This is a genomic window from Bilifractor sp. LCP21S3_A7 (assembly GCF_052118825.1).
Lineage (GTDB): Bacteria > Bacillota > Clostridia > Lachnospirales > Lachnospiraceae > Bilifractor.
Genome location: NZ_JBQKGL010000013.1, coordinates 1 through 20,192, shown reverse-complemented (window position 1 = coordinate 20,192; position 20,192 = coordinate 1). Strand labels below are relative to the sequence as shown.

General features: G+C 50.7%; 20 protein-coding genes. 19 read left to right on the top strand and 1 reads right to left on the bottom strand.

What is annotated here, in order from left to right; all coding sequences use genetic code 11:
- Positions 1–16 precede the first annotated feature (16 nt).
- The 8 genes from ACTQ1O_RS11695 (at position 17) to ACTQ1O_RS11660 (ending at position 8,517) form a co-directional block, all read left to right on the top strand.
- Positions 17–2,125 carry an LTA synthase family protein gene (locus ACTQ1O_RS11695; RefSeq protein WP_441487398.1) on the top strand — a complete coding sequence of 703 codons (2,109 nt, stop codon included), beginning with the start codon at positions 17–19 and terminating at the stop codon, positions 2,123–2,125.
- Complete coding sequence (locus tag ACTQ1O_RS11690) at positions 2,122–3,420, top strand: bifunctional folylpolyglutamate synthase/dihydrofolate synthase (RefSeq protein WP_441487397.1); 1,299 nt, start codon at positions 2,122–2,124, stop codon at positions 3,418–3,420. The genes ACTQ1O_RS11695 and ACTQ1O_RS11690 overlap by 4 nt, the downstream gene beginning before the upstream one ends.
- Positions 3,421–3,493: 73 nt before the next feature.
- A complete protein-coding gene (locus tag ACTQ1O_RS11685) occupies positions 3,494–3,655 on the top strand; it encodes a hypothetical protein (protein WP_441099903.1) in 162 nt (53 codons plus the stop codon).
- Positions 3,656–5,305: a tetratricopeptide repeat protein gene (locus ACTQ1O_RS11680; protein WP_441487396.1), complete on the top strand. Its 1,650-nt coding sequence runs from the start codon at positions 3,656–3,658 to the stop codon at positions 5,303–5,305.
- A gap of 19 nt (positions 5,306–5,324) precedes the next feature.
- Positions 5,325–6,239 carry a UDP-N-acetylmuramate dehydrogenase gene (gene murB / locus ACTQ1O_RS11675; RefSeq protein ID WP_441487395.1) on the top strand — a complete coding sequence of 305 codons (915 nt, stop codon included), beginning with the start codon at positions 5,325–5,327 and terminating at the stop codon, positions 6,237–6,239.
- A gap of 173 nt (positions 6,240–6,412) precedes the next feature.
- Positions 6,413–7,291 carry an RNase adapter RapZ gene (gene rapZ, locus ACTQ1O_RS11670; RefSeq protein WP_441487446.1) on the top strand — a complete coding sequence of 293 codons (879 nt, stop codon included), beginning with the start codon at positions 6,413–6,415 and terminating at the stop codon, positions 7,289–7,291.
- 4 nt (positions 7,292–7,295) lie between these two features.
- A complete protein-coding gene (gene whiA, locus ACTQ1O_RS11665) occupies positions 7,296–8,267 on the top strand; it encodes a DNA-binding protein WhiA (protein ID WP_441487394.1) in 972 nt (323 codons plus the stop codon).
- Positions 8,260–8,517, top strand: a complete 258-nt coding sequence (locus ACTQ1O_RS11660) for an HPr family phosphocarrier protein (protein ID WP_441099898.1) — start codon at positions 8,260–8,262, stop codon at positions 8,515–8,517. The genes whiA and ACTQ1O_RS11660 overlap by 8 nt, the downstream gene beginning before the upstream one ends.
- Before the next feature lie 121 nt (positions 8,518–8,638).
- Here the strand turns inward: ACTQ1O_RS11660 and ACTQ1O_RS11655 are convergent, their stop codons facing one another.
- Positions 8,639–9,445: an adaptor protein MecA gene (locus ACTQ1O_RS11655; RefSeq protein WP_441487393.1), complete on the bottom strand. Its 807-nt coding sequence runs from the start codon at positions 9,443–9,445 to the stop codon at positions 8,639–8,641.
- Positions 9,446–10,699: 1,254 nt separating this feature from the next.
- Between ACTQ1O_RS11655 and ACTQ1O_RS11650 the strand changes: the two genes are divergently transcribed.
- The 11 genes from ACTQ1O_RS11650 to ACTQ1O_RS11600 form a co-directional block, all read left to right on the top strand.
- Positions 10,700–10,945, top strand: coding sequence for a hypothetical protein (locus tag ACTQ1O_RS11650; RefSeq protein WP_441487392.1), 246 nt, complete (start codon positions 10,700–10,702; stop codon positions 10,943–10,945).
- Positions 10,946–11,396: 451 nt separating this feature from the next.
- Positions 11,397–13,085, top strand: a complete 1,689-nt coding sequence (locus ACTQ1O_RS11645; RefSeq protein WP_441487391.1) for a glycosyl hydrolase family 18 protein — start codon at positions 11,397–11,399, stop codon at positions 13,083–13,085.
- Between the two features lie 207 nt (positions 13,086–13,292).
- Positions 13,293–13,943, top strand: a complete 651-nt coding sequence (locus tag ACTQ1O_RS11640) for a hypothetical protein (RefSeq protein ID WP_441487390.1) — start codon at positions 13,293–13,295, stop codon at positions 13,941–13,943.
- A 3-nt stretch (positions 13,944–13,946) separates the two neighbouring features.
- The gene (locus ACTQ1O_RS11635; RefSeq protein ID WP_441487389.1) at positions 13,947–15,023 is read left to right on the top strand and encodes an L-threonylcarbamoyladenylate synthase; all 1,077 of its coding nucleotides are present in this window, start codon (positions 13,947–13,949) and stop codon (positions 15,021–15,023) included.
- Positions 15,024–15,097: 74 nt separating this feature from the next.
- Positions 15,098–15,532: a ribose 5-phosphate isomerase B gene (rpiB, locus tag ACTQ1O_RS11630; RefSeq protein WP_441475010.1), complete on the top strand. Its 435-nt coding sequence runs from the start codon at positions 15,098–15,100 to the stop codon at positions 15,530–15,532.
- A 198-nt stretch (positions 15,533–15,730) separates the two neighbouring features.
- The gene (gene upp, locus ACTQ1O_RS11625; protein WP_441099887.1) at positions 15,731–16,360 is read left to right on the top strand and encodes a uracil phosphoribosyltransferase; all 630 of its coding nucleotides are present in this window, start codon (positions 15,731–15,733) and stop codon (positions 16,358–16,360) included.
- Positions 16,361–16,491: 131 nt separating this feature from the next.
- Positions 16,492–16,980, top strand: coding sequence for a deoxycytidylate deaminase (locus ACTQ1O_RS11620; RefSeq protein WP_441099885.1), 489 nt, complete (start codon positions 16,492–16,494; stop codon positions 16,978–16,980).
- Positions 16,981–17,076: 96 nt separating this feature from the next.
- Positions 17,077–17,436, top strand: coding sequence for a cupin domain-containing protein (locus tag ACTQ1O_RS11615; protein ID WP_441099883.1), 360 nt, complete (start codon positions 17,077–17,079; stop codon positions 17,434–17,436).
- Positions 17,437–18,075: 639 nt separating this feature from the next.
- Positions 18,076–19,170 carry a heat-inducible transcriptional repressor HrcA gene (gene hrcA / locus ACTQ1O_RS11610; RefSeq protein ID WP_441475013.1) on the top strand — a complete coding sequence of 365 codons (1,095 nt, stop codon included), beginning with the start codon at positions 18,076–18,078 and terminating at the stop codon, positions 19,168–19,170.
- A 180-nt stretch (positions 19,171–19,350) separates the two neighbouring features.
- Positions 19,351–20,028, top strand: a complete 678-nt coding sequence (grpE, locus tag ACTQ1O_RS11605) for a nucleotide exchange factor GrpE (RefSeq protein WP_441487445.1) — start codon at positions 19,351–19,353, stop codon at positions 20,026–20,028.
- Positions 20,029–20,066: 38 nt separating this feature from the next.
- Positions 20,067–20,192: Hsp70 family protein (locus ACTQ1O_RS11600; protein ID WP_441487444.1), on the top strand; the 126-nt coding region annotated here is incomplete at its 3' end.

The window sequence follows — 20,192 nt, the reverse complement described above, 5'->3', positions numbered from 1 at the left end:
CTGGAGAAAAAGAAAGATGAAGAGAATCGTGTTCGGACAGAAGGATAACTGCGACGGGAATGACACAGAATGTTTGAACGGAAGGAAGAAGAGGGCGGACCTGGAATACTGGGTCCGTCTGATGAACCGTTTCTCGGTGCCATTCCAGGCATTGTGGTGCTGTATCCTGTATTTTATCATGGAGCTGATCTCCAGGCGTTCGTTTATTGGCGCGTGGAAATACATGACAGACAGTCCGCTTGTCTTTCTGTACAACGCGTTTCTGATCTTTACGACGATGTCGGTGGCATTTCTGTTCCGCAGGCGCGTCTGGGTGCGGGTATTTGTGTCTGGCTTCTGGTTTGTACTGAGTCTGGCGAACGGAATTATTCTGTCAAACCGCGTCACGCCTTTTACGGGACAGGATCTGAAGCTCCTCGCAGACGCGAAGAAGGTCGTAACGGAGTATATTCCGCCGGTTCTGTTCGGCCTGATGATGGCCGGACTGGCGGCAGGGATTTTCTTCCTGATCCGCTATTTCTTTAAGGCACCGAAATACCAGGGAAAACGCAACTGGTTTGTGGATGTTGTCATCGTCGGCGCAAGTATTGCCCTTTTTGCGGGTGCTACCGAGATGGGTATCCACACAAGAATCCTTTCCAGTTATTTCGGAAACCTTGCCATGTCGTATCAGAACTATGGATTCCCTTACTGCTTCTCGGTCACTGTTTTTGATACCGGAATGAACCGGCCGAACGGATATTCCGAGAAGCTGATCAGCTATATCGAGAAGGATGAGGATGAAAAGCTTCCCGATTCCGATACGGAGGGAGCAGCGGACACCAATCTCGTTTTTCTTCAGCTGGAGTCCTTTTTTGATCCGGAGACTGTGACAGGTCTGAAGATTTCTGAGGACCCGATCCCATATTTCCATAAGCTGCAAAAGAAATACTCTTCCGGTATGCTGAAGGTGCCGGTCGTTGGTGCCGGAACTGTAAACACAGAATTTGAGGCGATCACCGGCATGAGCCTGTCTTATTTTGGGGCCGGTGAGTATCCCTACAAGACGGTCTTGAAAAAGGAAACCGTAGAGAGCATTCCCTTCGATCTCAAGAGAGTCGGATACAGTACGCATGCCATTCATAATAATGAGGCGACCTTTTACGGGAGAAACACGGTTTATCCGAATCTCGGCTTTGACACCTTCACCTCCGAAGAATACATGCCGGATATCACCGACGTGACGGAAACCGGATGGGTCAAGGACCATATTCTGACGGCGGAAATCATGAAGGCGCTGAAGTCGACGGAAGGAGCGGACTATGTATACACCGTATCCGTGCAGGGACACGGGGATTATCCGACAGAGCCCGTGATCAGTGATCCGGAAATCACTGTGACCGGAGCGGAGAAGAAAGAGCAGAACGATTATTCGTGGGAATATTATTGTGAGCAGATTCATGAGATGGATCAGTTCGTCCATGAGCTTACGGATACATTTCAGAATTTTGATGAGCCGGTTGTTCTGGTGATGTACGGAGATCATCTGCCGACGATGGGACTGAAGGAAAGTGATGTGAAGGGATGGAATCTTTACCGAACACCCTATATCATCTGGGATAACATGGGCCTGAAGAAGAAAAACAAGAATCTGGCAGCCTACCAGATCGGAGCCGAGGTCCTGAAGAGACTCGGGCTGTACGACGGGACTCTGGTCAGATACCATGAGTCGGAGCGTGGAGACCGGTTCTACCAGAGTAACCTGGAGGTTATGCAGTACGATATGCTGTATGGAGAGAGGTACGTCTATAACGGAACGAGCCCGTTCGCACCGACCGATATGAAGATGGGTACCGAGCCGATTCGCGTGGAGCGGATCGTGAAGTCCGGAACCAATGAGGAACCGCTTTATTACGTTTATGGACAGAACTTCACAGCGGCCAGCAGACTTGCGGTGAATGGTGACATAGTGAAGGATACGGTCTGTGTCAGCAACGGCCTGCTTCTTGCGCAGGGACTAGAGCTGAAAGGCACGGATGAGATCAGTGTTGTCCAGAAGAGTGATACTTCGAATGAGATCCTGTCGGAAACGGATGAAAAACCGCTCGCATTATACCTTGAAAAGGGAGAGGCAACCAAAAATTGACATACGATGAAACAGTAGATTATATTGAAAGCATTCCGAAATTTACCACCAAGACGTCTCTTGATCACACGCGCCGCATTCTGGACAGGCTCGGCCATCCGGAAGAGGGAATGAAGATCATTCATGTTGCCGGGACAAACGGAAAGGGCAGCGTGTGCGCCTACCTGAATTCAATGCTGATGGAGGGCGGGTACAAGGTCGGACTTTTTACGTCTCCGCATCTGATCCGGATCAATGAGAGATACCAGATCAACGGAGAAACGGTGAGTGATGATCTGTTTACAGAGGCTTTTGACAAAGTGATGGCAGCGGTGAAGCTGACCATGGCGGAGGGGGATACTCATCCGACCTACTTTGAGACCTTATTCCTGATGGGCCTTCTGATTTTCCGGGAGAAGCAGGTGGATTATACGATCCTGGAGGTCGGGATGGGAGGCAGGCTGGACGCGACAAATGTGATCCGGCATCCCCTCGCATCCATCATTACATCGATCAGCCTGGACCACACGGAGTATCTCGGGGATACAATCCCGGAGATTGCTTTTGAGAAGGCGGGGATTATCAAGGAGGGTGTTCCGGTAATCTTTGACGGACATGATGGGGAAGCTTCCGAAGTGATCCGGAAGCGCGCAGAGGAACTCGGAGCGCCCTGCTATGAGCTGACACCTGCCATGTACCATGCGGTGCGTACAACGAAGGAAGGAGTCACTTTTGATTTCACGCCGGATGACACTGCTGCTGTTCGCCTCAGAATTCCGCAGATCGCGGAGTATCAGATGATGAATGCATCTCTCGCATTTTTCACGATGAAACTTCTGGAGAAGGTACATGGGATACCGGAGGAAAAACTGGCGACAGGCCTTTACCGGATGAAATGGCCCTGCCGGATGGAGACGGTGCTTCCGGATGTCATCATTGACGGCGCACACAATGCGGACGGAATTGCCGAATTTGTCAGAACAGTGGAACATTTCCATAAGGATCAGGAGATCACACTGCTGTTTTCCTGTGTACGGGACAAGAGATATCGGGACATGATCCGGGAGCTGGTGGAGGGAATTCACCCCGACCGCGTCATTACGACCCGGATCTCCGGCAGCCGTGAAGTTTCCGAGGATGAACTTGCAGAGCTGTTTCGGAATGATGGAGCGGTGGCGGTCTTCTCGGAGCCTTCACCAGAGCGGGCTTTTGATCTGGCCCTTGCGCTGAAGGAGAATGGCATGCTGTTCTGCGTCGGTTCGCTGTATCTGGCGGGAGAGCTGAAGGCTTATCTGAACGCTGCGAAGCGAAACTGAGGGTTTATCTAAATAGGACGAAGCAAAACAGGAGAAAACGCCGGAGTTCACACACGAAAGGAGCAGGTTCTGTATGCTGGATTATGACGAGGAACTGAAAAAGTTTAAGCCGAGTCTTGATGTGGAGAATGTTGAGAATGCGATAAAAAATCAGGATCTGACAGACATTGTCGATCTTCTCAGAGAACTGGAACTTAACCAGAAGAATTCTTCGAAGACAGAAAAGGAGTCATGAATGGTTTTCGGCCAAGATATAGCGGAGCAGCTGTCGAGAAGCTATTACAACCAGGGACTTGATATGGCCCAGATCCGTGACCTTTCCGGCGCGGTTGATAAGCTTCGTATCAGCCTGCAGTTTAATAAGAATAATATCCAGGCCAGAAATCTTCTCGGACTGGTATATTATGAGACAGGGGAGGCGGTTTCCGCCCTGAGTGAATGGGTCATCAGCGCCAATCTCCGACCTGCAGGAAATGATGCTGCTTACTTTATTCAGAATCTGCGGTCGGATCCGAAGCACCTGGAACAGCTGAATCAGACAATTCGTCAGTACAATGAGGCGCTGAGATCCTGTCGTGAGGGAAACGATGATATCGCGGCGGTTGAGCTTCGAAAAATTGTGAGCCGCAATCCGAAGCTCGTCAGCGCTTATCTCCTTCTGGCACTGATTGAGATCAAGGATGGAAAGTATTCTCACGCGCGAAGGATGCTGAAGCGGGTGCTTCGCATCGACAGGGTCAATCCGTCCGCGCTTCGTTACCTCAGGGAGATTGATGAGGCGACGGGCACAACGACGACAATGGACATTCGGACCCGCGACAGAAGAAGAGGCAGAAAGAAGAATGAGAATCCGGACGAGGATCTGCAGCAGAACGCCGCAGTCAGGCAGGCTGCATTTCGTGAAAGGCCGGCGTATCTGACACTGGTAAATGTACTGTTTGGTGTTCTGATTGGCATCGCGGGAGCGGTTTTTGTGGTCGGTCCGGCTGTCCGGAAAAGCCTCAGCGAGTCGACGAACTCCAGGATCACGGAATATACAACGACGATTGCCGCACAGCAGAGCAAAATCAATGATCTTCAGCAGCAGGTTGATGATTCAACCAGCTCGGTGAGTTCAGCGAAGGATCAGGTCGCCGATCTTCAGTCGACGGAGCAGTCCTATGACAATCTGCTTCAGGCGTATGTGGATTATCAGAACGGGGATTACGAGTCTGCCGGAGACGCTTTCGCAAAGGTGGACAATTCCCTGCTTTCAACAGAGGCGAGTGAGATCTATGACTCAATTAAGTCTGATCTTCAGAGCCAGGCATACAGCTCCTATGTGACGCAGGGGCAGACTGCTTTTTATCAGGAAAACTGGAAAGATGCGGTTTCGTATCTTGAGAAGGCACTGGCGCTGACCGATTCCTCGGATGCTGCCGATAACTACGAGGTAATGAATCTCCTTGCACAGGCCTACGCGAAAAACGGGGATACGGACAAGGCAATCGCTGAATATCAGGCGATCATCGACGCGAATCCGGACACGCGAAGGGCGGAATACGCGGAGTATGCCATTACCGAGCTTGGCGGAACCTATACAACATCTGGGTCCGGCACTGGAGAGGGCGGAGCGGCTGCGAATACGGCAGGTACAGCAGAGAATACTGCGGGCACCGCCGGCGTGGCAGACACGGCAGGGACGCAGAACAACGGATACGCCGACGCGGACGGCGACGGTATACCGGATGATGAGGGAACAGACGGAACTGGTACCGGAGCAGGCGGCGGAACAGCCGGAACGGGTACAGGTGCAGATGGTGATACCGCCGGAACAGATACAGGAGCAGATGTGGGAACAGCAGGAGCAGCCAACGGACTCAATCAGTCAGGCTGGGGAGGCTGAAGGGAGAATACGCACACACATGAATAATGAAGCGATAGTTGAAATCCAGAGGATTGTCGGCGCAGATAACGCATTCCGCGAGGAACCGATGTCACGGCATACGACCTTCCGGATCGGCGGCCCGGCGGATTTGATGGTCTGTCCGACGTCAGGCGAGGCGGTGGCAGAAACCGTCAGATTCTGCCGGGGTCAGGAGATTCCATGGTTTATCATCGGCAACGGAAGCAATCTTCTGGTCAGTGATGAGGGATACCGGGGCGTGATCATCCGGATTGATCAGAATCTGCAGCACGTTCACACAGAGGGAAGCATAATCCACGCGGAAGCGGGAATCCTTTTGTCCAGACTGGCGGCAGAGGCGAGAGATCACTCGCTTGCGGGGCTGGAATTCGCATCCGGCATACCGGGAACGCTCGGGGGAGCCTGCACGATGAATGCGGGGGCCTACGGGGGAGAGATGAAGAATGTTCTGCATTCTGTGACCGTTCTTGATGAGAATCTGGAGGTTCGCGTTGTCACGGTCGGGGATCTGGATCTCGGTTACCGTCACAGCAGGATCATGGACCGGAGATGGATCGTTCTGGAGGCGGAGGTCTTGCTTGCGGAGGGCGACAGAGGAAGAATTACTGAAAGGATGAACGAGCTTCGGGACGCGCGCGTAATGAAACAGCCACTGGAGTATCCGAGTGCCGGCAGCACCTTCAAAAGGCCGGAGGGATATTTTGCCGGAAAACTGATCATGGACGCGGGACTGTGCGGTTTCCGGGTAGGAGGCGCACAGGTCTCGGAAAAGCACTGCGGTTTTGTGATCAATCGTGATCATGCGACGGCAGAGGATGTGAGAGAACTGATTGGTCAGGTTCAGAAGCGCGTCTGGGATAAATTTCAGGTGCATCTGGAGCCGGAGGTTCGTTTCCTGGGATTCCGGGGCTGAGAACAGGGTGATTTTTTCTCAGGCTCGTTTCGGTTAAGAGCAAAATTCCGTTTTTTGTGGAAAATGAGCTTTTGGTCAGAGGGAAAACCGTACTTTCATGGATAATGAGTCCTGGGTTAGTGTATCAGATCTGGACAATGGCAGATCAGAAAGGATGCAGGCAGATGGATGAACTGGAACTTGTTTTTGTAACCGGCATGTCAGGAGCGGGGAAGTCCACCGCTCTGAAAATGCTCGAGGATATGGGATATTTCTGTGTTGATAATCTTCCCGTCTTTCTGATCGGAAAAATGATCGAGCTTACCGTTGACGGAGAAGAGGGCAGGATTCATAAGGTAGCGATGGGAGTCGATATCCGAAGCGGAAGCCTGACGGAGGTTCGCGATGTGCTGCGCGGGCTCCGGGAGAAGGGAATTCGCTACAAGATTCTGTTCCTGGATGCAGATGACAGTACATTGATCAAGCGCTATAAGGAGACGAGGCGAAGCCATCCTCTCGCGAAGGGAGGCAGGGTCGAGACCGGGATCGCCAGGGAAAGGCAGCAGCTGGAAGAACTGAAAAAGGCGGCAGATTATATTCTGGACACGAGTCAGCTTCTCACCAGAGAGCTGAGATCGGAACTGGAGAAGATTTTTGTTGAGGATGAAGATTTCAAGAGTCTCATGGTTACGATCCTGTCCTTTGGATTCAAGTACGGCATCCCGGCCGATTCAGATCTCGTCTTTGATGTAAGGTTTTTGCCGAATCCATACTATGTTCCGGAGTTGAAGCATCTGACCGGAAAGGATCGCGAGGTTCATGATTTCGTCATGAAATACGATGTGTCCAGACAGTTCATCGCAAAGCTGGTGGATATGGTGCAGTTTCTGATCCCGAATTACATCGAGGAGGGGAAGACGCAGCTTGTAATCGCCGTGGGATGCACCGGCGGCAAGCATCGCTCGGTTACCCTTGCCGAGGAACTGTATCACCGCCTGGGCCACTCCGGTGAGTACGGACTTCGGATAGAACACCGCGACATCGACAAGGATGCTGCGAGAAGGAAATCATGAAATCATGTCTTTTTCCGGAGAGGTAAAAAAAGAACTTATCGGCCAGGCTGGTCCGGCCAGACACTGTCAGATTGCCGAGCTTGCTGCGATTCTGATTTTCTGCGCGACGGTCAGGATGACGGAAGAAGATGATTATCAGATCGTTTTCCGCACGGAGCACATGGATGTCGCGGATAAATATCTGTCGCTGCTGAAGAAAATCTTCCGCATCCGTCCGGAGCTTGTCAGAGTGGAAGATAAGAGGAGAAAAAAGACGGATCTGTACCAGATTATCGTGGAAGACAGGGAGACCGCCGTTCGTATTCTGCAGGCGGTGCGTTTTCTCGATGAGAGGGGACGTATCTCTGACAGTGTGCCGATCAGCCGGCAGGTCATTCTTCAGAGGACCTGCTGCAAGCGGGCATTTATCCGGGGCGCTTTTTTGGCCGGTGGCTCGATCAGCGATCCGAACACGTCATATCACCTGGAAATCGTATGTGCCACGGAGGAGCAGGCCGAGGGAGTGCGGGATATCCTGGAGATGCTGGAGGTTGACGCAAGGGTTGTTCAGCGAAAAAAATACAGGGTTGTCTATGTGAAGGACAGTCAGCAGATTTCTGATCTGCTGGGCATGATGGGCGCGAGCGCTTCTCTGCTTGAGTTTGAGAATATCCGGATTGTGCGCGGAGTGCGGGGAAATGTGAACCGTCAGGTCAATTGTGAGACAGCAAATATTCACAAGACAGCCACGGCAGCAGCAAAGCAGATAGCGGATATACGGCTGATCGAGGATCGGATCGGTCTGTCCAATTTACCGGAAGCACTTGACGAAATGGCTAACATTAGGTTACAATATCCGACAGCGACTTTATCTGAGCTTGGAAAGCATCTCAGCTCTCCGGTGGGTAAGTCAGGGGTCAACCACAGATTAAGGAAGATCAGTATCATTGCTGAGGACCTGAGGGAGAAACAAGGAGGCAATTTTCAGGATGATTAAAGATAATGTTACAATTCAGATTTCCAACGGACTTGAGACCAGGCCGATCGCTATGCTGGTTCAGGTGGCAAGTCAGTATGAGAGCAGCATTTATCTTGAGAGCGGTACAAAAAAGGTAAATGCGAAAAGCATCATGGGAATGATGACATTGGGACTGGATAACGGTGAGAATGTGATTGTAACCGCTGACGGCGCAGATGAGCAGGAAGCAATTCAGAACATCCGCAGCTATCTCACACAGGACAAGTGAAACGGATTTATTTACACGGGCGGGACGGCCGCCTCTGAAAATGTGAAGATATGTAGACAGCAAAAGAGCTTCTGATCTGAACTCAGATCAGAAGCTCTTTTGCCGTCCCTTTATCTCATTGTCAAAGCTGTGAAAGCCTGTACAGCGCATTTGACGAAATCAGGGAAGTGCCGTGCTCCCGCAGAAAAGCTTCGCCGGCTTCATCTACTGTGCTGCATGTGCCGTATTCACTCAGAATGTTGCAGGTCCGGTAAAAATCCACCGGAGACATCCCGGACTGATGCAGGATCAGCTCGTAATTGTTCTGCTCCGCCTCGGTCTTGTAGAGCGAATTTGATCCTCTGTAGAAATTGTGAACCGCTTTGGACGCTGAAATGACGTCGTCCAGGCTCCGGAACTGGAATACCTGTATGAGCTTCTTGGGAAGCATATCATTCAGCTTTGCGCGTCTGGAGTCCGCGGTTTCTGTGACAGGAGAGGCGTCTGTTTTGTTCCCTGCCGCATCTTTGGCTGCAGCGGATTTTCCGGTGTCACCGGTGTCCTTCCTTCTCGCCTCGAACAGCCGGTCAAAGAGTTCCGCAAGGGTGGCCGCATCGCCCCCTGTCGAATCAGAGAAAAGGCCGTCACCCAGGGAGGCAGTCGGCTGGGTAAATTTTGAAAATCTGGTATCCAGTTCCTCCGGGTCTTCCACCTTTGTAATTATCAGAGTCAGACTTTCGGAAGAGGTGGGGATCGCTTCGATCATCAGAGGAGAGTTCCCGGAATCGAAACCGACTTCATAGTGTGCCTCTCTCATCATGTCCTGAAAGAGTTTGCGCGATTTGTCGGAACCGTATGCGAGCTCGCTCAGCCGGATATTTCGGCTGGAAAGATCTTCGCTCGTCAAAATGCAGCGTATTTTATTATCGCTAATTTTTTCGATTTTCATCTCATCACTTCCTTTCAGCCACAGTATATACCACACTCTGAAAAATTGTAAAGTGGTTCGGATATTTCTGCTTGTGCAATATACCTGCATTATGTATAATATTCATACATGAAATACATCGGCGGCGTGAGGAAAAGAGGTGATCCTTATGTACCGGTCTGTTATGTAGTTCGTCAGAGCTTATGCGGATATTTCTGGTTGTAATCTGAAATGTCTTTCTTCTATATTTCTTATTCTTCCATATTTTCTGTTCTTCCAATACTGCCTCCCGGCAGAGGTCTGTTCTTATCCGGAAGAATCCCATTTTTCATTCAATATAGGTTTTATCACGGAAGAATCCCATTTTTTTAGCAGTTTATCACTTAAAGTTTCCTTCCAGTGATGGATTGCTGGAGCCGGAACGCGGAATCCCGGCAGATTCCGCTGATTCCGGAATCTCTGAGAGTACCGTTCCCGGTGATTTCATGCGTGGGAAGGAAAGATCTGTACTGATGGCAGTGGGGCAATGTGGTTGTTGCCCCAAGGGCGGGGCGCACCAATGTGTATAAAGCCAGCTGCTCCGTTGCTTCGCAACTCACGCAGCTGCCACATGTATTCGCATTCTCGCGTTGCTTCGCATCGCTCCATGCTCATACATGTTAGCGTCGATCAAGCATGCAGTTTTCTGTGCATGCTTCGCATGCCCAAAACTGCCCGCTTGACGACGGCTTTATACAATAAACGGCCATACGATAAGTCGTGCCACACACTGTATAAGCTACGGATTGCTCCGTGCTTCGCACTCTCGCAATCCCACAGGCATTCGCACTTCCGTGCCGCTAGCGCGTCACTTCGTGCTCATACCTGTTGCCTTCGAAATCGCATCCGGTCTCTTACGCGCGCTTCGCGTGCGACGAGCCCTGTCTGCGTTTTCGAAGAGCTTATACAGTAACCGGCCATACGATAAGTCGTGCCACACACTGTATAAGTCCCCGCGTCACTTCGCTGCTTCGCAGCTTCCGTGCCGCTAACAGGTGACCGACTTCGTCGGTCTGTCGCGGCGTTCGCCCCACCGCTTCACACTTTGTGTGAGCGGATGTGGCTCACTGCCCGCGCATATTCGCATTCCCGCGTTGCTTCGCACCGCTCCATGCTCATACCTGTTGTCGTCGCTAATGTTCTTGCTCACTGGTGAGCAAGCTCCCCGTGGGCCAAGAACATTGCGACTGGACTTATACAATAATATTTCGACGTTTTTTGGGAGGGGGAATCAGAATGTATCATGAAGGAGTAATGATGAATTCATCGGAGTCGGAGCTCTTCCAGTGGGAGGAGAAGGGGTGGAAGCTGTATCTGGACAATCATCCCAGTAACCCGATCCTGATTGAAAATGCGAGGGCAAGTGCCGTTCATGAAGGGGGATGTTACATGCCGGATTTTTATTATGATCCGGTGACTGGAGAGAAAATGCTCAATTATAATCTGATTCAAAGCGAATCAGAGAGAATGACAGATAAATGATACAGAATGGCGCAGATGGCAATTCGATGATTGGAAAGACCGGAATGCGCCAGATCATCACAAGAGCCTCACTGGCTGCGTTTCTGACGATGAGAGATACCCGACCGTATCCGCGCATCCGGAGGGGGCTCTTTTTTACGCGAACAGTGAGCCGCAGCCGAATGCGAAGTATTCGTGTGCGGCGAGCGTCGCGATAGCGAGATAAAACTCGCGCAGCGTGTTTTATCTCGTTGGACGCCTACGAAGAGCAGTTTCCTGTTTTTTTTAACGGAAGGTGCTCTCCTTGCCATGCCTCATCTAACATGTTAAAATAAGTCCGATTGTGACAGAGCGGATTTCGGCCGCAGCGCCTGAGCAGGCGGGCATGGATGAATGAGCAGCAGGGTCCTTTCGCCTGGCACGGAAATATATTGTAAAAAAAGACGTCCGTTTGAGGCGCAAGAGGTCTATTATGTCGAATTCGCGAAAGAGAAGCAGGAGGGGAAAGCGTTCTGTTCTCCCTGCTGTTATTTTTGGTATCATTGTAGTATTGATTATCGGAACTGCGGCATTTATCTATAACCGCCATTCCTTTACCTATGATCAGATGGATCTGGATTCCTACTTTGGTCTTACATCCGGGAAGGAGGCGGCGCTGGTTGTGGATGACGCCGTTCTGGAGACCAGGGGGCTGGTAAAGAACAATCAGGTGTATGTAGATTATGATACCGTGGAGAACTATCTGAATCCGGGATTTTTCTGGGAAAGCGGCAGCGGAAAGCTTCTGCTCACTCTTCCGGACGGCACAAAAACCTGGACGCCTGATGACGGGAGCAATGCGGTTCTGAAGGACGGAGACACCGTGTATATCTCTGCGGACTGTATCGGGGAGAATTCGGATATCGATCTGGAAGTGTATCAGAATCCGTGGAGAGTCGTTGCAAGAACCAAATGGACGAACCTTACGGCAGAGACGGTGACAAAAGATGATGTGATCCGCTTCCGCGGCGGTCCGAAGAGCGATGTTCTGACCAGCGTGAAGGAAGGCGACGTCGTTGTTCTGACTGGGAATGCGGATGAATGGTGTCAGGTGTCCACGAGTGACGGATTTATCGGATATATTCTGAAGTCGGAGCTGAAGACAGCTCCTGAGGGTACGATCAAGCATACCACGGACTCCCGCTTCATATTTGACCATAAGTTCGCGGATCAGAAGATTAATCTCGCCTGGCAGTATTGCAGTGAGAATGATGATGGAACGGGCTCTTTCACCGAGCTGACCAAGGATGCGGAGGGATTGAATACGATTTCTCCGACGTGGTTCAGCTTTTCCGATGACAAGGGGGAGCTGACTTCCTACGCCAATGCGGAATATGTGAACATGGCGCATAATGCAGGACTTGAGGTATGGGGATGTCTGCAGGACGTGGGCGGAAGCAAGGCCGACATCGGCACCATACTGATGGACGGTGACAGCCGTTCTCTCGTGATCACTCAGCTGATTCAGGCTGCGGAAGACACGGGAATGGACGGAATAAATGTCGATATTGAAACGGTTACTGCAGAGAACACGCCGCAGTATCTGCAGTTTCTTCGGGAACTCTCCATTGCCGCTCATGCGAAAGATCTGATCGTCTCCGTGGATAATTATGTTCCGGTATATACAGCATATCTGAATCGTGCCGAACAGGCGAAAACTGTGGATTATCTTGTTATCATGGGATACGACGAGCACACGGCGGGATCCGACGAGGCGGGGTCGGTTGCCTCGCTCTCCTTTGTAAAGCAGGGCATTGAGGATACTCTTGCGGAGGTTTCCGCTGACCAGGTGATCAACGCGATCCCGTTTTACACGAGGGGCTGGACGACGGTGTCCGGGGAAGCGCCTTCGAGTGAGGCTCTTGGTATGGACGAGGCGGACGAGTGGATGAAGTCTCTCGGAATTCAGACAAGATGGGATTCGGAAAGCGGTCAGTACACGGGGAGTGTCACCGTGGGTGATGAGACCTACAGCATCTGGCTGGAGGATGAAAAATCCATCGAAGAGAAGATGAAACTGATCCGAAAGGCGGGTCTTGCCGGTGTTGCGGAATGGAGGCTCGGCTACGAGCGATCTGATGTTTGGAAAATCATCAGCAGTTATCTGAAAGACAGCGAGTGAGCAGAGATCGCGGACGGGCAGGGAGAAAAGCCGGAATGGAATCCGAGATTTAAAATCCGGGGATGCTGTGCTATACTTTACTTACGCTTACGGTGAGCCGGGCGCTCATCGCCTTATGGCGGGCATTGCGAAGACGAGATAAAACCCGCGAAGCGCGTTTTATCTCGTTTCGATTACGGGAGTATACTATCAAAGGGGGTAACCGCTATGGCCGAAAATGAAGAATTGTTCAAGACTACCGCATTTGGAGGGTACGACAAGGACGATGTGCTGGCTGAGATTCAGCGATTAAAGGATAATGCCTATCAGGAAAAGAGCAAAATAATTCGGGATCTCGCGGATGCGAAGAAAGCCCTTGCAGCGAAGGATAACGAGATCAGCGAAAAGGACGCGAAGATTGCGGAGCTTCAGGAGACGCTGGAGGCGCGGGATCAGGAGATCCTCAAGATGGAGAAAACGATCCGCGAGAAGTATCAGTCGTATGTCGATAATTATGAGACAATCGGAAGCCTGATCTATGAGGCAAAGATCCGCGCAAAGCAGATTGACCGTGAGACTGAGGCTGAGAAGCAGAGAAGAATCTCAGAGGCGGAGACGGAAGCAAGGAAAATTCGTGACGAAGCGCAGGTAGAGGCACAGAAAACTCTGGCGGGCGTGCAGAAGGAGGTTGATGAGATCAACCGCGAGGGGAAACAGAAGTATGAAGCTGTCCAGGAAGAGCTTGCAAATGTCGTCGAGATCTTCAACCGCGTGCAGAAGCAGTTCATGAATTCCTACAAGACGATACAGGATATTGTGAACGAAAGCTCGGAGATAGGGGAGAACTGTGACCTGCCGCTTCGCGAAGATGATTATTAAAGAATGGAAGTGAACCGATCCATGCAGACTGGAAAAGCAAAAATTGTCAGGATGACGGAAGATAACCTGGATATGGATGCCCTTCGTGAGGCGGGAAGAATTCTGAGATCAGGAGGCCTTGTCGCGTTTCCGACGGAGACGGTCTACGGACTTGGAGGAAATGCCCTGGATCCTGAGGCTTCCCGAAAAATCTATGCTGCGAAGGGAAGACCCTCGGACAATCCGCTGATTGTACACATCGCTGATCTGGAGCATCTATTTCCGCTGGTTCGTGAGTTCCCGGAGAAAGCAAGGAGACTTGCAGAGAGATACTGGCCGGGACCGCTGACCATGATTTTTCAGAAGACTGATCTGGTTCCCTATGAGACAACGGGAGGGTTGGATACGGTGGCGGTTCGTTTTCCGGACAATGCCATTGCAAGGGAGATGATCCGCCAGGGAGGAGGATATGTTGCCGCGCCGAGCGCGAATACGTCCGGAAGACCGAGCCCGACACTCGCCAGTCATGTTGAGGAGGATCTCGGCAGCAGGATCGATATGATCATTGACGGAGGCCAGGTGAATATCGGGCTGGAGTCTACAATTGTGGATTTCAGTGAGGGACATCCAGTCATTTTGCGTCCGGGGTTTCTGAATCAGGAGATGCTGGAGAACGTAATCGGAGAGGTCACAGTTGATCCTGGTATCATGTCCGAGAATATTCATGTGCGGCCGAAGGCACCGGGCATGCGGTACAAGCATTATGCGCCGAAGGCAGATCTTGCGATCGTAGAGGGACAGCCGGAGGCTGTTTTTTCAAAAATCCGGGAGCTGACCGAAAAGAGACTTTCGGAGGGCTTTCGTGTTGGTATCATCTGCACAGAGGAGAGCCGGGACAGGTACACAGAAGGAGATATCCGTTGTATTGGAAGCAGGGCAGACGACAGGACTATTGCGCACCATCTATATGAGATTCTGCGGGACTTCGATGCTGACGGGGTTGACTATATCTATACAGAATCCTTTGAGACACCGAGAATGGGTCAGGCAATCATGAACCGTCTGATCAAGGCGGCCGGCCATGAAGTGATTCAGGCGTGAGAGGTGCCTGACCGGGTTTTCAGAAAGAGGCAGATACAGATCAGCACATGTGTGCTGCAGAGAAGGAGGACAAAATGATAGCACTTGGATGTGACCATGGCGGTTACCGGCTGATGCAGGAGGTCAAAACTCATCTTGATGCAAAGGGAATCGCATACAGGGATTTTGGATGTTTCAGCGAAGAATCTGTCGATTACCCGGATTATGCCCACAAGGTCGGACACGCTGTTCAGGATGGAAGCTGCGAGAAGGGAATCCTGATCTGCGGTACCGGAATCGGCATCTCGATCACTGCAAATAAGATGAAGGGAATCCGCTGCGCACTCTGCACGAACGAGTATATGGCGAGGGCAACGCGGGAGCATAACGATGCCAATGTACTTGCGATGGGCGGAAGAGTCACGGGACCCGGAGTTGCGTGCGGAATTGTAGATGCGTTTCTCAGCACACCGTTCTCGGAGGGGGAGAGACATATCCGAAGGATCCGTAAGATTGAAGAGGAACAGTAACGAGGCGAAAATCGGATTGCCGGAAGAAAGCCCGCTGCATGTTGCAGAGGCACAACTCGTGGAAACAGTAATGCAAAGGACCTGGATGCCGGAAGGAAGCGGTAATTCGCCGGAGAATGCGGCACCTGCGTCCGGACGCAGCCAGATCGTCTGTAAGGAACCTGTGTCTTGCATTTATATGAGTGGAAAGGAAGAAAAATGGGAAAAGTAATTATTATGGATCATCCGCTGATCAAGCATAAAATCGGAATCATCCGCGAGGAAAGCACGGGAACCAAGGAATTCCGTGAGATTATCTCAGAGATTGCCATGCTGGAGTGCTATGAATCAACACGCAGTATTCCGCTTGAGGACGTCGAGATCCAGACACCGATCACAAAAACAACCGTTCAGAGACTGGCCGGCAAGAAGCTGGCCATAGTACCGATTCTTCGTGCGGGTCTGGGAATGGTTTCCGGTATCCAGACGCTGATCCCCGCCGCAAAGGTCGGACACATCGGCATGTACAGAGATCCGGAATCCCTTCAGCCGGTGGAGTATTACTGCAAGCTCCCTTCCGACATTGAAGAACGTGAGGTTTTTGTGGTAGATCCGATGCTGGCGACCGGAGGCTCTGCCTGTGACGCGATTCGCCAGCTGAAAAAGCATGGATGCCAGAAAATTCATTTTCTCTGTATCATTGCGGCGCCGCAGGGTCTGGAGCGCCTGAAGAAGGAACATCCGGATGTATCGATCGTGGTAGGCGCGCTGGACGATCATCTGAATGAACAAGGATACATTGTGCCCGGACTCGGCGATGCGGGAGACAGGATTTTCGGAACAAAGTAAACCGCAGACATGTTGTGAACAGGGGCACACATTGTATAAGCTGCGGATTGCCCATGCTTCGTACACTTGCGATCCTACAGGCGATCTGTCTGCGTTTTCGAAGGGTTTATACACAGAATGCTGGAGGAACGATGTCAGATAAGCGAAAAGACTATATTTCCTGGGATGAGTATTTTATGGCAGTTGCCAAGCTGGCAGGCATGCGTTCCAAGGATCCGAATTCCCAGGTGGGATGCTGTATTGTGAGCCAGGACAACAAGATTCTTTCCATCGGTTATAATGGATTTCCGAGAGGCTGCTCCGATGATGCCTTTCCGTGGGCCAGAAGCAACGAGGATCCGCTGAAGACAAAGTATGTCTATGTGACGCACAGCGAGCTGAACGCGATCCTGAATTACCGGGGCGGAAGTCTCGAAGGTGCAAAGCTGTATGTCTCGCTTTTCCCGTGTAATGAATGTGCGAAGGCAATTATCCAGGCGGGAATCCGGAAGGTCATCTATGATGATGACAAGTATGACAAAACACCTTCCGTCATTGCATCGAAAATGATGTTTCAGGCAGCTGGAGTAGAGTTTGAAAAATATAACTCCTCGGGCAGGATACTCACAATCCGTGTCTGAGAAAAAACAGAATGTCAGCACATTCAGGTCAGGGTTCAATATTCAGGGTAAGGACAAGTGCATCGGCTTGAAAAACCAGACAGGAGGGGACAGAAAATGGTCCGTAAAGAGAACGTTACTTATGTAGATGGCCTTGCAGGAGGAAGAGGAAGAGCAAAGGTTTCCCATATCGTGTCCAGGGAGGAACTTATGGGGCATGGAAGGATGTATGCCAAGGTTACACTTCCGCCAGGCGCAAGCGTAGGCTGGCATCAGCATGTACATGACACGGAGCCTTACTATATTCTGAAGGGCCACGGTGACTTTATTGATAATGACCACAGGATTTATCATGTGTCAGCCGGAGACGTCTGCGTGATTGAGGTCGGACAGTATCACAGCATGGAGAACAATTCGGACGATGATCTGGAGTTCATGGCATTGATCTACAATGAAGCCGGGTATCTGAACGACTGACAGGAACAGATTCGTGGTCAGTGCGGCGAAGGACGTATGACACGTGGAATATGGCGAGGAACACATGTCATACTAAGCAGTGACAAGTCCCTGACATTTATTTTAATAGAAGCATTGTAAATGATTTGACAGAAACATTACAAAGAGAAGCATTACAAGCAGAAGCATTATAACCAGAAGCATTACAAGGGATAAAGCTGCGCTCTTGCGCGGTATTATATGCCGACAGGCAGCAGGCTGGAGCAGACAAGGGACTGTGACGGCCTGCTTTTTTACGCGATCAGTGAGCCGCAGCCGAATGCGAAGTATTCGTGTGCGGCGAGCGTCGCGATAGCAAGATAAAACTCGCGCAGCGTGTTTTATCTCGTTGAATGGGAAAGTTCTCCCCTTGGAGAGGAGAACTTTTGAAATGCATACCCATAAAAGGCATAATAAGTCTGACGGTGTTCAGAAGATATAAAAGCCTTCTTCGCCGCGTTCTTCGGCACGTGACAGCAAAAGTAGTTGACAAAAAAATAATGCAGTGCTATCTTATGAAACATAGGCGTTAGCACTCTGCAATTCAGAGTGCTGACAAACCGGCAGAGGGAACGATCCTGTCGGAGATTAATCCTCAGTAAGGAAGAAAGGAGCCAAGGAGTGGGAGAAGATTTGGATGAACGAAAAAAGACGATTCTGAAGGCTATTATCCAGACATACCTGGAGACGGGAGAGCCTGTCGGATCACGGACAATTTCCAAATACACAGACCTGAATCTGAGCTCCGCGACCATCCGAAATGAGATGTCGGATCTGGAGGAAATGGGGTATATTATTCAGCCGCATACTTCGTCCGGACGGATTCCCTCCGATAAGGGATATCGGCTTTATGTAAATGAGCTGATACAGAAAACAAATCAGGATGCCGAAGCACAGACGCTGATGATCCAGAAAACGGACCGTATGGAAAAAATACTGAAGCAGGTCGTGGATGTGCTGGCACAGAACACCAATTATGCGACAATGATTGCCGGACCGTCGTATCATCAGAATTCATTGAAATTTATTCAGCTGTCACGGATCAATGAGAAACAGCTTCTTGCGGTAGTTGTGGCACAGGGAAATCTGGTGAAAAACCAGATGATTGACCTCAAGGAATCTATTGATGAAGACGATATTCTGAAACTGAATCTGCTTCTGAACAACGAGCTGAACGGAAAGACAATCGGCGAGATCAATCTGGATATGATCACCCGGATGAAGCAGCAGGCGGGTATACACAGTGAGGTTATCAGCAGCGTGATCGATGCGGTGGCGGAGACCATACAGCCGGGAGATGAGGACATGCCGATCTATCTCAGCGGCGCAACAAACATTTTCGATTATCCGGAACTTGCGGATTCAAGAAAAGCCAAGGAGCTGATGACCGCGTTCGGAGACAAGAAGGAGCTGGCCGAGATGATCCGCGAGACGGCCCCGGGCGAGGAAGCCTCGAACGGGATCACTGCCTATATCGGGAACGAATCCCCGATTCAGGGCATGAAGGACTGCTCCGTTGTCACCGCAAACTACAATCTTGGAAACGGGATGAAGGGAACGGTAGCTATTGTAGGCCCTCGGAGAATGGATTATAAGAAAGTAGTAGAAAATCTGAAACAGCTGAAATCACAGATGAATGCTCTCTTCGGAAACGGGGACGCCAAGCTCGAGACCTCGTCCGATCATGGTATTATCGATGACAGCACAGAGTCCTAGCAGACCGGGATCCGGGAGTGCACGAAGAAGTGCTCAATCCATGCGGAGATTCACATTAGATTAGAAGCAATAAAACAGAAAGGCGGGACAGACATGGCAGACGTGAATAACAGCAGGCGGGGCGCCGACGGGGCAGACCCGGAAGCAGAGGAAAAAAGAGCCATGAAGAAGGATAATCATATGAACGAAGAAAAAGAAAAAAATACAGAGAAACATACAGCAGAAACAGATACGATGAAGGAAGAGAAGACAGAAAAGGAAGACGGAGTTCGTAACGGAAAAGACGCGGATCAGACCCAAGAGAAGGCAAAGCAGAATGAAGCCGGGGAATCTGATTCCAAAGAGAAGCAGGATGAGGCAAAAAGCGCCGGCTCTGTGGAAAATGGTAATAATGCGAAAGGATCCGGTTCCGGGAAAAAAATAAAAAAAGACAAAAAGGATGAGAAGATTGAAGAACTCACCGACAGACTGCAGCGTCAGATGGCTGAGTTCGACAATTTCCGCAAGCGTACGGAGAGAGAAAAATCCGAGATGTTCGATATGGGCGCGAGAGATGTTATCGAGAAGATCCTTCCGGTTGTCGATAATTTTGAGAGAGGACTTGCCGGAGCGGATGAGTCGGATTCGTTTGTTCAGGGTATGAACAAGATTTACAAGCAGATGACGAAGATCCTGACAGATATGGGCGTCGAGACCATCGAAGCGGAGGGCGCTGAGTTTGATCCGAATCTTCATAACGCGGTAATGCATGAAGACAACCCGGATGTCGGTGAAAACATCATCACACAGGAACTTCAGAAGGGATATAAGTACAAGGATGTTGTGGTCCGTCACAGTATGGTGAAGGTAGCCAACTGACATTACAGAAAAGCAGATCCGATCAGGAGGAAAATAGAATGGGAAAAATCATAGGTATTGACCTTGGTACAACAAACAGCTGTGTAGCCGTTATGGAAGGTGGAAAACCCACCGTTATCGCGAACGCGGAAGGAAGCCGTACGACCCCGTCCGTTGTCGCGTTC

Excerpts from the sequence above, each read along its gene's own strand:
- ACTQ1O_RS11695 (WP_441487398.1), top strand. The coding sequence starts at position 17 with ATGAAGAGAATCGTGTTCGGACAGAAGGATAACTGCGACGGGAATGAC.
- ACTQ1O_RS11685 (WP_441099903.1), top strand. The coding sequence starts at position 3,494 with ATGCTGGATTATGACGAGGAACTGAAAAAGTTTAAGCCGAGTCTTGAT.
- ACTQ1O_RS11680 (WP_441487396.1), top strand. The coding sequence starts at position 3,656 with ATGGTTTTCGGCCAAGATATAGCGGAGCAGCTGTCGAGAAGCTATTAC.
- murB (WP_441487395.1), top strand. The coding sequence starts at position 5,325 with ATGAATAATGAAGCGATAGTTGAAATCCAGAGGATTGTCGGCGCAGAT.
- whiA (WP_441487394.1), top strand. The coding sequence starts at position 7,296 with ATGTCTTTTTCCGGAGAGGTAAAAAAAGAACTTATCGGCCAGGCTGGT.
- ACTQ1O_RS11660 (WP_441099898.1), top strand. The coding sequence starts at position 8,260 with ATGATTAAAGATAATGTTACAATTCAGATTTCCAACGGACTTGAGACC.
- ACTQ1O_RS11655 (WP_441487393.1), bottom strand. The coding sequence starts at position 9,445 with ATGAAAATCGAAAAAATTAGCGATAATAAAATACGCTGCATTTTGACG.
- ACTQ1O_RS11650 (WP_441487392.1), top strand. The coding sequence starts at position 10,700 with ATGTATCATGAAGGAGTAATGATGAATTCATCGGAGTCGGAGCTCTTC.
- ACTQ1O_RS11645 (WP_441487391.1), top strand. The coding sequence starts at position 11,397 with ATGTCGAATTCGCGAAAGAGAAGCAGGAGGGGAAAGCGTTCTGTTCTC.
- ACTQ1O_RS11640 (WP_441487390.1), top strand. The coding sequence starts at position 13,293 with ATGGCCGAAAATGAAGAATTGTTCAAGACTACCGCATTTGGAGGGTAC.
- ACTQ1O_RS11635 (WP_441487389.1), top strand. The coding sequence starts at position 13,947 with ATGGAAGTGAACCGATCCATGCAGACTGGAAAAGCAAAAATTGTCAGG.
- rpiB (WP_441475010.1), top strand. The coding sequence starts at position 15,098 with ATGATAGCACTTGGATGTGACCATGGCGGTTACCGGCTGATGCAGGAG.
- upp (WP_441099887.1), top strand. The coding sequence starts at position 15,731 with ATGGGAAAAGTAATTATTATGGATCATCCGCTGATCAAGCATAAAATC.
- ACTQ1O_RS11620 (WP_441099885.1), top strand. The coding sequence starts at position 16,492 with ATGTCAGATAAGCGAAAAGACTATATTTCCTGGGATGAGTATTTTATG.
- ACTQ1O_RS11615 (WP_441099883.1), top strand. The coding sequence starts at position 17,077 with ATGGTCCGTAAAGAGAACGTTACTTATGTAGATGGCCTTGCAGGAGGA.
- grpE (WP_441487445.1), top strand. The coding sequence starts at position 19,351 with ATGAACGAAGAAAAAGAAAAAAATACAGAGAAACATACAGCAGAAACA.